This is a genomic window from Arthrobacter sp. Hor0625, from assembly GCF_052567525.1.
In genome coordinates, this window is record NZ_CP199586.1 from 394844 (window position 1) to 408187 (window position 13344).

Consider the following 13344-nt stretch of genomic DNA (forward strand, 5'->3'; position numbering starts at 1 on the left):
CGGACCGGCGCATCCCGGACCCAGGTAGCCCTGGTCCGAAACCGCAGCGAGAATCCGGGACCCTAGCCTCCAGGTGCCCGGCGGCGCCTCCTGCGGCTGCGTGCGGGCTTTCTGCAGCCCCGCCCCGCCGGAGCCTCGCGAGCACCCCCTCCTCTCGTTTCCGCGCCGGTTTCGGACGAGCGCACCTCGGGCCCAGGTAGCCCTGGTCCGGAACCGCCGCGAGAATCCGGGACCCTAGCCTCCAGGTGCCCGGCGGTGCCTTCCTGCGGCTGCGTGCAGGTCCAACCGCCCCGCCCCGCCGGAGCCCCGCGAGCACCCCCTCCTCTCGTTTCCGCGCCGGTTTCGGACCGGCGCACCTCGGGCCCAGGTAGCCCTGGTCCGAAACCACTGCGAGGATCCGGATCCGCCGCGCAGGACACGGTACAGATCCCCCAGCCCCCGCACGGCCGGTGCTCCCCTGGGCCGGACGCAAAGAGACCCCCGTCCGGCCGGACGGGGGTCTCTTGCTGTCTGGAAGCTAGGCGGGCTTAGAGCTTGCCGAACTCTTCCTTGACGGGCTTGTAGCTGTTGTCATCCTGGTACTCGTAGATGCCAATGTAGGCTTCCGTCGGGTCACCGGCGTCGGAGAACGTTACGGGGCCGGACTGGCCGTCGTAGTCGATGTCCTTGCCGTTGCGGAGCAGGGTGACGCAGGAGGCGAAGTTGTTGCACTTCTCGCCACCCTCGGAAACCGCCTTGAGCTGCTTGGCGATGTCGGCGCCCTTGGTGCTCTTGGCCGCTTCGGCAGCCAGCGAGATCAGGTTGACGGCGTCGTAGGACTCACCGGCGTAGCTGTAATCCTTCAGCGCCGGATCGATGGCGAGCAGCTTCTTCTTGAAGTCGTCCTTCGCGAAGGTGCCCGGGATGGTGCCCTGGGCGCCCTTCAGGGTGCCGGCCTTGAAGTCCTTGCTGTAGTCGGACATGTTGCCGTCCACCATGAAGATCTGCGTGGGCTTGATGCCCTTGCCGGTCATCAGCGGAACGATGCTCTTGGCCTGGTCGAAGGTGATCAGGGCGATCGCGTCCGGCTTGGCCGCGAGGACCTTGTCCACCTGGCTGCTGAACTGGGAGTCGCCTTCGTTGAAGAGCTCCTCCGCGACAACCTTGCCGCCGGCGGCTTCAACGGCCGACTTCACGTTCTTGGCCAGGCCCGTGCCGTAAGCGTCGTTCAGTACGATCATGCCAACGGTCTGGGCGCCACAGGTGGCCATGTAGTTGCCGAGGACCTTGCCCTGCAGGACATCCGAGGGGGCGGTGCGCCAGTAGAGGCCCTTGTCGTCCCACGAGGTGAAGTCCGGCGAGGTGTTGGCCGGCGAGAACTGGATGACACCGGCACCGGTGATCTGGTTGATCACGGTCTTCGAAACGCCCGAGGATGCGGCACCGATGATGGCACTCACGCCCTGGCCGAGCAGCGCGGTGGTGGACTGGGTGGCGATGTCGGTCTTGGTATCGCCGGAGTCGCGGTGGATGACCTGGACAGGCTTTCCGAGGACGCCGCCGGCGTCGTTGACTTCCTTGATGCCGAGGTTAACGCCAGCGATTTCCGGCGGCCCGAGGAAGGCAAGGGAGCCGGTGGTCGGCAGCAGCGAGCCAATCTTGAGCGGAGTGTCCGTCGTGGTCGAGGATGCGGGCACGGAGCCCTCGGCGCTGGCCGAGCTGGTGGCACCGCCGGTTGCGCTCGGGGCGGGGCAGGCGATGCCTGCGGCCTGGGCGGATGCCGAACCGGTTGCCGACGGCGTGTTGGACGAACCGCCACAAGCCGTAGCCAGAAGGGCGACGCCGATGCTGAGCGCTGTGAGCTTAGCAATGCGCGGCGCCACCTGGGGGACTGAAGTCATAGAGAAGTCTCCTCGATCTAAAGGTGCGAACGGCCTTTGATGCGAAAGATCAGGTGTTCCTGATTTAGATTCAAGCTAATGCAATTTCAGGCCGAACATAAGTGACTAGGGTCACATCCTTATAACACTCGTTGCATAGAGGAAATCGAGGACCCGGGGCCTCCGGATCCGGGCAGCCTGAAGTGCCGGAAAAATTGTGCCCCAGCAGGGACTCGAACCCTGAACACGCGGATTTTAAGTCCGCTGCCTCTGCCAATTGGGCTACTGGGGCGCCCGGTCAATGGTATCCCGGGCCTGCGGCGCCGGCGGTGCTTCCGCCGCAGGCGCGCGGCCGACGGGGACAGCCCCGCGTGGGCGGGGCCGACGTCGTCAGGCCGACGGCGGGCCGTCGAAGGGCTGCGCGTACTGGAAGACCCCGCTCGCGCCGCCGGGCCAGAGCGCGAGCGGCAGGATCTGGAAGTGCTCACCCCAGGCCGCGTCGGGAGCCTGGACGCCGAGCGAGGTGGAGGGAACGAAGCCGAACCGGGCGTAGTAGTCGGGGCTGCCCAGCAGGGCGATGCCGCGCTCCCCCGCGGCGTTCGCCCGGTCGATGGTCTCTTTCATCAGGGCCGAGCCGATGCCGTGCCGTTGCAGCCTCGGCAGCACGCCGATCGGGCCGAGCCCCAGCAGTTCCAGCTCCCCCGCCCGGCCGCGGGTGCTGATCACATGCCCCACCAGCTCGCCGTCGAGCTCCGCGACGATGCTGAACTCCGGCAGGTACTCCGGGCAGTCGAAGAGCCGGCGCAGCAGGTCCACCTCCTCCGGCTCCCCCTCGACCCGCTCGCCGGTCACCGGCGAGATCGCGAAGGCCGCCGCCGTGAGGGCCAGGAGCTCCGCCCGGTCCGCCGGGTCTTCGCTCCGCAGCACCAGGCGGGGCGCGGCAGGCTGCCCGGCGCCGTTGGCGGCCCGGCTGCGGTCGGACAGTTCGTGCAGCGCCTCCACGGCGCGCGCGGCGTCGGCCACCGGCACCAGCAAATGGTCGTGATGGAACCCGGCGAGAACGTTGCAGCTGATTTTCGCCTCGGCAAGGGCGGCGCTGACGGCGGCCGTCAGTCCAACGGCTTCCAGCGCCGAATGGACCTGCAGGGTAATCCAGGCCGCCACATAGTCGTAGTGCAGGCCCAGGGCGTCGGCGTCGGCCCGCGGCAGCACCACCGTCAGCCCCTCGGCCTCCCGGACGGCGGCGGCGATGTGCCCGGCCAGCGGCTTGCCGTCCGGCCAGACGGCGTAGACGTACTCGCCCTCGCGGATCGTCGGCCGCATCGCCGCCAGCAGGGTGTTCAGGTCCTTTTCAGCGCCAGTCATGGCCCCAGTCTAGGCGTGAGGTCCGGGCCAACGACGACGGCGGCCGCTCCCCGAAGGGAACGACCGCCGTCGTCGGTGGTGCAGGGTGCTACTTGGCGTTCGCCTTGACCGGTTCCTTGGCGGGAGCCTCGGAGGGCTTGGCGGCCTCGGGAGCCACGGCGGGCTTCGGGGCCGGGGTGGCCGCGGCCACGAAGGCTCCGCGGGGGTTGTCCAGGTCCATCAGCTGGGTGGTGTCGCGGCCCAGGAAGAGCTGCCAGAACCAGCCGGTGATGACGCGGATCTTGCGCTCGACGGTCGGCATGGCGAGGCCGTGGTAGCCGCGGTGTGCGAGCCAGGCCAGCGGGCCCTTGAGGCCGATGCGTCCGAGCAGGTTGATGTTCGCGACGCCCTTCCATTCGCCGAAGCCGGCGACGGCGCCCAGGTTCTTGTGCTTGTAGTCCTTGAGTTCCTTGTCCCAGCGGGAGGCCCACAGGTTCTTGGCAAGGCGCTTGGCCTGGCGCAGCGCGTGCTGGGCGTTCGGGACGCAGGTGCCGTCGGGCAGTCCGCCGCCGGAGAGGTCCGGAACGGCGGCAATGTCACCGGCGGCCCAGGCGTTCTCGACGATGCCCTCGTCGCCGGAGATCCGCAGGTCCGGGAGGACCCGGACGCGGCCGCGCGGCTCGAGCGGGAAGTCGGTGGAGCGCACCATCGGGTTGGCCTGCACGCCGGCAGTCCAGACCAGGGTGTCGGACTCGAATTCCTGCGCCGGGGTCTTGTCCGGCAGGTTGATGAGCTTCAGGGAGCCCTCGGCGCTGTCCAGCGAGGTGTTCAGCAGCACCTCGATGCCGCGGCTGCGCAGGTGTTCCACCACCCATTCGGCCTGCTGCGCGGTGACCTCAGGCATGATCCGGCCCATCGCCTCGACCAGGACGAAGCGGACTTCCTCCTGCGTGACGCGCGGGTTGTTCTTGACCGCGGCGCGGGCCAGGTCTTCCATTTCGGTGATGCACTCGATGCCGGCGAAGCCGCCGCCGACGACGACGAACGTCAGGGCGCGGGCGCGCTCGGCCGGATCGGTCATCAGAGAACCGGCTTCGATGCGTTCCAGCACGCTGTTGCGCAGCGCGACGGCTTCCTCGATGGTCTTCAGGCCGATGCCCTTGTCCGCGAGGCCCTTGATCGGGAAGGTGCGGGTGATGGCGCCGGCTGCCAGGACGACGTCGAAGTAGGGAATCTCGAAGTTCTCGCCGCCGTCGGTCGGGGCGACGACAGCCTTGCGGTTCTCGTGGTCGATCGAGAGGACGCGGCCCTGGATCAGTTCGGTCTGCTTGAGGTGCTGGCGGTGCGAGACGACGGCGTGGCGTGCCTCGATGTTGCCGCCGGCCACCTCGGGGAGGAAGGGCTGGTAGGTCATGTAGGGCAGCGGATCAACGACGGTGACGATGCCACCGGCGTTAGCGATCTTCTTCTGCAGTTTGAGGGCTACGTACAGGCCGACGTACCCGCCGCCGACGACGAGTACCCTGGGACGGTCCTGGAGCTGAGGAGTGGATGCCATGGCTCCAGAATACCGCAGTTTGTGAAAACCTTCACTAACTGCCCGGCGTAGGACTTTTCGCCGTAACAGTCGTGTCCCCGGCCGCAGGGCCGGGTTGCGGGCTGTCCGTGCCGCCTACCCCAGGGCCGGGTTCCCGGCTGTCCGTGCCGCCTACCGCAGGGCCGGGTTCCCGACTGTCCGTGCCGCCTGCCGCAGGACCGGGTTCCGGGCTGCCAACCGGGCCGGGCTCCGGGTCGCCGGCCGGGCCCGCCTCCGCGCTGTCGGTGCCGCCGGCCGGGCCCGCGGTCCCACGGACCACCCGCCGGAGCTGGATGGCGGCGCCGGCGATGATGCAGACAAACAGGGCACCGAAACCGAGGACGACCATGGCCGGGACGGCGCTGTCGGCCGGGGAGGGAGCCTGCGCCACCGGCACAGTGGGCTCGGGCAGGGTGGGGGCCGCGCTGGAGGGCGCGGGGGCGGGGGCGGCGGGGCTGCCGACCGGGTTGCCGCGGCGGTGGACGCGGATCCAGTCCGAGATCGTCCCCAGCGGGTTGGCCTTGGTTTCGGGCACGTCGTCCTTCAGTGCGGCCTCCGCGTTAAGCACGCCGTAGCCGTACAGCGGGTCCTTGCCGGGGGCGCCGGCATCCTTGGCGGTGCTGACGATGCGGTTGATGACCTGGCTCGCGGGCATGTCCGGCCACTTGGACCGGATCAGGGCCGCGACGCCGGCCACGATCGGGGTGGCCCCGGAGGTGCCGGCCCACTCCGCGTAGCCGCCGCCGGGCAGGCCGCCGACCAGGTCCTCGGCCGGCGCGGCAACGCCGATGCTGATGCCCTGGGAGGAGGAGTCGATGCTCGCCACGCCCTTGCGGTTCAGGCCGGCGACCGTCAGCACGCCCGGGATGGTGGCAGGAGCCCCGACCTGGATGTTTCCGCCCAGCCGGTTGCCGGCCGCGCAGACAATCACCACGTCCTTCTGCTCGGCGTACAGGAACGCCGCGTCCCAGCTTTGCGGCCATTCCGGGGAGGTGCTGCCGAGCGAGATGTTGATGACCTTGGCCCCGTTGTCCACGGCCCAGCGGACCGCCTCGGGAATCTGGTCCAGGTCGCTTTTGCCGCCCGGGTTGGTCGAGCCCAGCCACGTGGAGACGGAGAGGATCTGGGCCTCGGGCGCGACGCCGATGATCCCGTCAGGGCCGGCGTCGGACTTGGACTTGGACTTCTTCGGCTGGTGGCCGCGGCCGGCCAGCATGGTGGCGACCAAGGTGCCGTGCTCCGGGGTCGCGCCGATGCTTTTCTGCCCGTTCGCGGCCCCGGCGCCGGAGACGTCGGTGCCGCCGGAGACCACGCCCTTGAGGTCGGGGTGTTTGCCGTCCACGCCGCTGTCGATGACGGCGACCTTGACGTTGGCGCCCTTGGACACCTCCCAGGCTTTCTTGATGCCGGATCCGGCAAGCCAGTATTCCTTGTCCCGGGTGCTGTCCGCATGGGCGGCGGGCGCGGCGGGCAGGGAGCCCGCCACGCCGGCGCCGGCCAGGGCGAGGGCCATCAGCGCGGAGGCGGTCCGGCGGTACCGGGCTGTTGCTCTGGTCATTCGGGTCCAATCGGCGGTATGGCGTGGGGGGCGGTCGGCAGGCGGCCGGGGGCCGGGTGCGTCGTGCCGGCAGGCCCCTGGCAGGACAGTGCCGACGGGGTCCTCCCGTGGCGCCGGGATGCGGCGCCGGAGACGCCCGGTGCGGGCGCAAGGTCAGCTGATGCTCAGGGCAATCCCGTCAAGAATATCGTGTTCGCTCGTCACGGCGGTCGCGATGCGGCCCTGCGTGACGTGGGCCAGGCGCTCCAGCACCCGCCGCCAGACGAGCCCGCCGGCACCGATGACGTCCACCCGGCCGGGATGCATGTAGGGCAGCGCGGCCCGTTCGTCCCGGCTCAGGTGCAGCAGTGAGGTGCAGGCCGCCCGGGCGGTGGCGAGGTCCAGTTCGGTGCCGTGGATGGCCGCGGCGGAGTATTCGTCCAGACCCAGGGCGTGGGCGGTGATGGTGGTGACGGAGCCTGCGACGCCGACGACGGCGGTGGCGCGCTCGAGCGGGACCGTCTGCGCGGCCTCGCCGATCGCGGCGTCGACGTCGGCCTCGGCGGCGGTGATCTGCTCCGCCGTCGGCGGGTCCGTCCTGAGGTGCCGTTCGGTCATCCGGACGCAGCCGACGTCGACCGACTTCGCGGCGATCACGCCGTCCGCGTCGCCGAGCACGAATTCGGTGCTGCCGCCGCCGAGGTCCACGACGAGCACCGGGTCCTTGCCACGGGAGGGCAGCACGCTGCTGGCCCCGGCGAAGGAGAGGGCCGCTTCCTCATCGCCGCTGATCACCTCTGGCTCGACGCCGAGCAGCTCGCGGACGCCGTCGATGAAGACCTGACGGTTGCTGGCATCCCGGGTGGCGGAGGTCGCGACGAAGCGCACCCGCTCGGCGCCGTGCCGACGAATCAGCTCGGCGTAGTCCGCCGTGGCCGCCAGGGTGCGGTCCAGGGCCTCCGGGGCGAACTCGCCGGTGGCGTCGACGCCCTGGCCCAGGCGGACCACCCGCATCTGGCGCACGATGTCCGTGAGCTTCGGGCGGTCCCCGCCGGCGTCGACGTCGGCAATGAGCAGGCGGATGGAGTTGGTGCCGCAGTCGATCGCGGCCACGCGGGTCACTGGCCGCTCCCGTCGGTGCCGGCTGCGCCGTCGGCGGCGCGGTTCTTCCGGACCGGCGCGGGCCGGCCGACGATCTCCGGCAGCCCCTGCGGGCCGTGCCGGCTCAGGTCCCGCGAGGGGGCCTCCCCGGCGGTGTCCCAGGCGCCGTCACAGTAGCAGCGGTCGCGGGTCCACCATTCGCTGATGCCGGCGATGGCCTCGTCGCCGAGCGGGTTAACGCCCGGGCCGGCGGCAAGGGAATGGCCGACGAGCACGTGCAGGCACTTGACCCGGGACGGCATTCCGCCGGCGGAGATGCCATCGATTTCAGGGACGGCCCCGACGCCGGCGCGGGCGCCGATCTCGGCGCGGGCCTGCAGGTAGGCCTCGTGGGCGGCGCGGTAGTCCGCCGCCAGCGCCGTGTCCGCGCCGAGCCGGTCGTTCATCGCGTTCATCAGCCCGTCCGCTTCCAGCCGCGAGACCGCGGAGGTGATGACCGGATGGGTCAGGTAGTAGGTGGTGGGAAACGGCGTGCCGTTGCTCAGCCGCGGCGAGGTGGCCGCGACCAGGGGGTTGCCGCAGACGCAGCGGGCCGGAATTTCGACGACGTCGCGCACCGGCCGGCCCAACTGGCGGCTGAGCACGTCGAGGTCGCGGGCCGACGGCTGGCGGGACTCCCCTGTTGTCGGGCCGGACCCCGCCTCGGCGGGGGTCCCGGTACGGGGATCGTCCATTCGGTTCTCGTCCACTGGCGCGGCACCTTCCTGCCCTGTTGGGACTGCCGGGTCGCGGCAGTCCGGCGGCGGGCGCCGCTCCTAGTCTGTGGCCGACCGCCGGATGGACTCCCAGAGGGAATCCACCCACGGCAGGTTGGCCGGGTCCTGTGCTGAGCCGGCCGCGGCGCCGGCACCGGAGGTGGCGGCGGGCAGATCGCTGCCGTAAACCCAGTAGCCGGTCTCGCCGGGCATAACCATGTTAATCCGGTCGCGCGCCTGCTGCTTGACGTAGTTGGGGTCCTGCCAGCGCGAGACCTGCCGTTTCAGGTCCGTCTGCCGGGCCTGCCGGGCCTCGATGTCGGCCTGGAGCTCGGCGATCTCGGCCCGTTTCTCGAGGAAAATCCGGACCGTGGGGGCCAGCATGATGGTGATGGCGATCATGACCAGGCCAAGGGCCAGCAGCCGTCCGGAGAACGCTTTGGCCGGGACCGGGTCCAGCCCGTCGGCGGTCCCGGGTTCCGCCGGGGCTGCGGTGGCTGTGCCGGCGCGGGGGCCGGGGGCGGTTCCGGACGCCCCGGGGGCGGTGGTGGCTGTGCCCGCGCGGGCAGCTCCGTGCGGGCCGGCGGCAGGCCGGCCGGGCATCCGGATGCCGGGGGCGACTGGTTCGGCACCACGGGGGCCGCCGTCATGGCCGGGGCGCGGGGCGGGGCCGGCCGCACCGGGGGCGTGCCGCGGGGCGCCGAAATCGGCGCGGATCACGTCGCCGCCGTCGGCGGGGTCAGCGTGCTGGGCGTCAGCAGCCTTCGGGGTCCCGGCAGCGGCCCGGGGGACCTTGGGACGACGGGTTGCCATGTCACTCCTTCAAACTGACCAAAAAAGGACCGGCCAAAAAGAGAGCCGGCCAAAAAAGAGAACCGGTGGCCATGGTTCTTCCACCATAGCCACCGGTTCCGGGTTTTCGCGGGTACTAGCCCTTGAAACGCGGGAACGCGCTGCGCCCGGCGTAGCGTGCGGCGTCGTCGAGTTCCTCTTCGATGCGCAGCAGCTGGTTGTACTTGGCGACGCGCTCGGAACGGGCCGGGGCGCCGGTCTTGATCTGGCCGGCGTTGGTGGCCACGGCGATGTCGGCGATGGTGGTGTCCTCGGTCTCGCCGGAGCGGTGCGAGGTGATGGTGGTGTACCCGTTGCGCTGGGCCAGGGACACGGCGTCGAGCGTTTCGGTCAGGGAACCGATCTGGTTGACCTTGACCAGCAACGAGTTGGCGGTCTTGGCGTCGATGCCGGTCTGCAGGCGCTCCGGGTTCGTGACGAACAGGTCATCGCCCACGATCTGGACCTTGTCACCGATCGTGTCGGTCAGGGTCTTCCAGCCGTCCCAGTCGTTCTCGTCCAGCGGGTCCTCGATGGAGACCAGCGGGTAGTCTGCGACGAGTTCGGCGTAGTAGGCGCTCATCTCGGCGGAGCTCAGGGACTTGCCCTCGAACTGGTAGGCGCCGTCCTTGAAGAACTCGGAGGAGGCGACGTCCAGGGCCAGGGCCACGTCCTTGCCCGGGGTGTAGCCGGCGTTCTTGATCGCTTCCTGGATCAGGTCCAGGGCCGCGCGGTTGGAGGGCAGGTTCGGGGCGAAGCCGCCCTCGTCGCCGAGGCCGGTGGCCAGGCCCTTGGACTGCAGCACGGCCTTGAGCGCGTGGTAGACCTCCACGCCCCAGCGCAGGCCTTCGGAGAAGGTCTCGGCGCCGAGCGGGACAACCATGAATTCCTGGATGTCGACGTCGGAGTCGGCGTGCGAGCCGCCGTTGAGGATGTTCATCAGCGGCACCGGCAGGACGTGCGCGTTCGGACCACCCAGGTACTTGTAGAGCGGGAGGTCCGCGGAGGCGGCCGCGGCGTTGGCGACGGCCAGCGAGACGCCCAGGATGGCGTTGGCGCCGAGCTTGCTCTTGTTGGCAGTGCCGTCCAAGTCGATCATGGCCTGGTCGATGCTGCGCTGGTCGGTGGCGTCGAAGCCGATCAGGGCCGGGGCGATCTGGTCGATGACGGCGTCGACGGCCTTCTGGACGCCCTTGCCGAGGTAGCGGCCCTTGTCGCCGTCACGGAGTTCCACGGCTTCGTGCTCGCCGGTGGACGCGCCGGAGGGAACTGCCGCGCGGCCGATCTGGCCGTCCGAGAGCAGGACTTCAACTTCTACGGTGGGGTTGCCGCGGGAATCGAGGATTTCGCGGGCGTGGATGGCATCGATAAGCGCCATGAATATGCTCCTTTGGGTGAAGCGGTCTGCTGGGATTCTGACAGCTGGGAAGTAAGCGGTGGATCAAGCTAAAACCGACGTCCTCGTCGGCCCCTAGCCTAGTCGAGAGTGGGCTAAGTTACGGAAAGCTATCCAGCGTCCGGACGCGGTCCGGGTGCGGCGCCGGACGCCGCGTCGACGAACCGGCGGTTCGCCGCGCGGAGGGCGCGTTCGGCGTCGAGCCCGGCGGCGCGGGCCTGCGCGACGATGCCGAACAGCAGGTCGCCCAGCTCCTGCTCGGTCGCCGGGGCGGCCGACGCCGGTTCCGGCGCCAGCCCGGCGCGGTCCGCCCGGTCCAGCAGCTTCTGCGCCCGGGCTAGTGCCGGCAGCGCGGCCGGGACGCCCTCGAAGGCGTGGGTCCGTCCGGGCTTTTCGGCTTTCTTGACGGTGTCCCAGGTCTGCACGATCTCCTCCACCGTGGCGGGAAAGGAGTCCTGCAGGGTGCCGTCGGCGCGGAAGACGTGCGGGTTCCGGCGGATCATTTTCGCGCGCAGTCCGGCGGCGACGCCGTCGAAGTCGAAGGAGCCGCGCTCCTCGGCGATCCGGGCGTGGAGCAGTACCTGCAGCAGCACGTCGCCCAGTTCGGCCTGCAGCTCGGCATCGCCTCCGCCGGCTTCGATGGTCTCCGCTACCTCGTGGGCCTCCTCGAGGAGGTACTCGACGAGGGATTCGTGGCTGAGGGCACCCATCCACGGGCAGTGGACGCGCAACTCGGCGATGGTTCGCAACAAGTCCCCGAGCGGCGCGTCCACCTGGTTGGAGTCCTTAGCCAAGGTCGGCGTAGGCCTCGTTGATGTATTCGACCAAGGCTTCCTTTTCCTCCAGCGGCAGGAAGGCGGCCTCGGCTGCGTTCAGGGTCAGCTCCAGCAGGTCGTCCAGGTCGTAGTCAAACGTCTCCACGAGCAGTTCGAACTCGTCGGTGAGGGTCACGCCGCTCATCAGCCGGTTGTCGGTGTTGATCGTGACGTTGAAGCCCAACTGGTAGAGCATGTCCACCGGGTGGCTTTCGATGCCCTCGCCGAAGCCGGCAATGGCGCCGGTCTGCAGGTTGGAGGAGGGGCAGATTTCCAGGGCGATGCCGCGGTCACGGACCCAGGAGGAGAGTTCGCCGAGGGTGACCAGGCCGATGTTGTCGTCGACCTCGTCGCTTTCAGGGTCTGTGCCGGCTGCATCGGCTTCCTCGAACTCGACGCTGACGTCCTCGGCGATCCGCACGCCGTGGCCGAGGCGCAGCGCGCGGCCGTCCACCAGGGCGGACTGGATGCTCTCCAGTCCCGCGGCTTCACCGGCGTGGATGGTGGCCGGGAAGTTGTGCTGGGCCAGGTAGGTGAAGGCGTCCTTGAAGCGGGAGGGCAGGAAGCCGTCCTCGGCGCCGGCGATGTCGAAGCCGACTGCACCCTTGTAGCGGTGGCGGACGGCCAGTTCGGCGATCTCCTGGCCGCGGTCGGCGTGGCGCATGGCGGTGATCAGCTGGCCGACCTGGATCTCCCGGCCGGTTTCGGAGACGGCGTCGACGCCGGCCTCGAGCCCGGCTTGGACGGCCTCGACAACCTCGTCCAGGCTCAGTCCCTGCTGGAGGTGCTGCTCCGGCGCCCAGCGCACCTCACCGTAGACGACGCCGTCGTCCGCGAGATCCTCGACGAACTCCTTGGCGACCCGGAACAGGCCTTCCTTGGTCTGCATGACGGCGATGGTGTGGTCGAACGTTTCCAGGTAACGGACCAACGAGCCGGAGTCTGCGGATTCGCGGAACCACTCCCCCAGCGCAACCGGGTCGGTGGAGGGAAGGGTGTGGCCGACTTTCTCGGCAAGTTCGATGATGGTGGCCGGACGCAGTCCGCCGTCCAGGTGGTCGTGAAGGGAAACCTTGGGAAGGCCCTTCAGGTCGAATTCGAGGTCAGGGGCAGCGTCAAGAATAGTCTCAGTCACGGTTCCAACCTTAGGGTCGGACGGCCCCGGGCGCTACTCGCCGCCGGCCACGTTGGCAGCGGCCCTATTTGCGGGCGGCGTCGGACTGTACGGGGGCGGCGGCGGGCACGGGAGCGGCCGGCGCCGAGGCGGCACGGACCCCGCCGTCGCGCTCCCCGTCGGCCGGCTCGTCGTGCCGGGCCAGGCGTTTGTGCCACCAGCGCAGCACGTGGTCCACCAGGACGCCCAGGACGATGGCGAAGACGACGGCGATCCCGGCGCTCAGCAGCGGGTTGTGGTGCAGCCACGGGAAGGAGCTGGCCAGGAGGCCGATGCCGATCGAGTAGAGCACCCAGGTGACGCAGGCGAACGCGTCCAGGAAGAAGAACGTGCGGTGCGGGAAGCCGGTGGTGCCGGCAACGTAGTTCACGGCCACCCGGCCCCAGGGGATGTACCGTGCGGTGAAGATCAGGACGGCGCCGCGCTTTTCCAGCTCGTACCGGGCCCAGGCGAAGACCCGCTGGACCTTGGGCTTGCGCATCCAGCGGAAGCGCTCCAGGCCGATGCGCCGGCCGAGCATGTAGGCCATGTTGTCGCCGGCGATGGCGCCGATGAGGGCGGTGAGTCCGAGGATCCAGAGGTTGGGCTGCCCGCTGTGGCGGGAGTAGGCGGCGAGTGCCACGATCAGGGTCTCGCTGGGGACCACCATAGCGAAGCCGTCGATGAAGAAGAACACCAGCAGCAGGGGGTAAATCCACCATTGGCCGGCTGCATGGAGGACGGCCTCGTTAATGAACTCCACGCGGGCTGTGCTCCTAGAAAACTGGACGGGTGGAAAGGACCCGGGGCGGACAAGAGGGTCACGGCACCGGCGTGACGTGAATCGCACCTAAGTGTCCCATGCGCGGGGCGTCCCGCGCTACGCGTTTGGGCATCGAATCGGGCCGCAGTGCGAGGTTGTTGCGGCTTTGTTGCGGGCCCGGTCCGGGGCGTCGACCGGGACGTCGGCCGGGCGG

General features: G+C 69.8%; 11 protein-coding genes and 1 tRNA gene. All 12 read right to left on the minus strand.

Going from position 1 to position 13344, the window contains the following annotated elements:
- Nucleotides 1-527: 527 nt before the first annotated feature.
- The 12 genes from ACTWLI_RS01740 to ACTWLI_RS01795 all read right to left on the minus strand — a co-directional run bounded on the left by ACTWLI_RS01740 (nt 528) and on the right by ACTWLI_RS01795 (nt 13130).
- A complete protein-coding gene (locus ACTWLI_RS01740; RefSeq protein ID WP_445155000.1) occupies nt 528-1880 on the minus strand; it encodes an ABC transporter substrate-binding protein in 1353 nt (450 codons plus the stop codon).
- A gap of 197 nt (nt 1881-2077) precedes the next feature.
- A tRNA-Leu gene (locus ACTWLI_RS01745) sits at nt 2078-2151 on the minus strand.
- A gap of 98 nt (nt 2152-2249) precedes the next feature.
- Nucleotides 2250-3224 (minus strand): N-acetyltransferase, encoded by a 975-nt coding sequence (locus ACTWLI_RS01750; RefSeq protein WP_445155001.1) that lies wholly within the window; start codon nt 3222-3224, stop codon nt 2250-2252.
- Between the two features lie 88 nt (nt 3225-3312).
- Nucleotides 3313-4761: an NAD(P)/FAD-dependent oxidoreductase gene (locus tag ACTWLI_RS01755; protein ID WP_445155002.1), complete on the minus strand. Its 1449-nt coding sequence runs from the start codon at nt 4759-4761 to the stop codon at nt 3313-3315.
- Nucleotides 4762-4795: 34 nt separating this feature from the next.
- Nucleotides 4796-6337 (minus strand): S8 family serine peptidase, encoded by a 1542-nt coding sequence (locus ACTWLI_RS01760; protein ID WP_445155003.1) that lies wholly within the window; start codon nt 6335-6337, stop codon nt 4796-4798.
- Nucleotides 6338-6490: 153 nt separating this feature from the next.
- Nucleotides 6491-7438 (minus strand): Ppx/GppA phosphatase family protein, encoded by a 948-nt coding sequence (locus ACTWLI_RS01765; RefSeq protein WP_445155004.1) that lies wholly within the window; start codon nt 7436-7438, stop codon nt 6491-6493.
- Nucleotides 7435-8151 (minus strand): DUF501 domain-containing protein, encoded by a 717-nt coding sequence (locus tag ACTWLI_RS01770; protein ID WP_445156095.1) that lies wholly within the window; start codon nt 8149-8151, stop codon nt 7435-7437. The genes ACTWLI_RS01765 and ACTWLI_RS01770 overlap by 4 nt, the downstream gene beginning before the upstream one ends.
- Before the next feature lie 81 nt (nt 8152-8232).
- Nucleotides 8233-8985, minus strand: coding sequence for a septum formation initiator family protein (locus ACTWLI_RS01775; RefSeq protein WP_445155005.1), 753 nt, complete (start codon nt 8983-8985; stop codon nt 8233-8235).
- Between the two features lie 115 nt (nt 8986-9100).
- Nucleotides 9101-10381 (minus strand): phosphopyruvate hydratase, encoded by a 1281-nt coding sequence (eno, locus tag ACTWLI_RS01780; RefSeq protein WP_445155006.1) that lies wholly within the window; start codon nt 10379-10381, stop codon nt 9101-9103.
- Between the two features lie 128 nt (nt 10382-10509).
- Nucleotides 10510-11109: a MazG nucleotide pyrophosphohydrolase domain-containing protein gene (locus ACTWLI_RS01785; RefSeq protein WP_445156096.1), complete on the minus strand. Its 600-nt coding sequence runs from the start codon at nt 11107-11109 to the stop codon at nt 10510-10512.
- 76 nt (nt 11110-11185) lie between these two features.
- Nucleotides 11186-12349, minus strand: a complete 1164-nt coding sequence (locus ACTWLI_RS01790) for an adenosine deaminase (RefSeq protein ID WP_445155007.1) — start codon at nt 12347-12349, stop codon at nt 11186-11188.
- Between the two features lie 64 nt (nt 12350-12413).
- A complete protein-coding gene (locus tag ACTWLI_RS01795; protein ID WP_445155008.1) occupies nt 12414-13130 on the minus strand; it encodes a DedA family protein in 717 nt (238 codons plus the stop codon).
- Nucleotides 13131-13344: the final 214 nt, after the last annotated feature.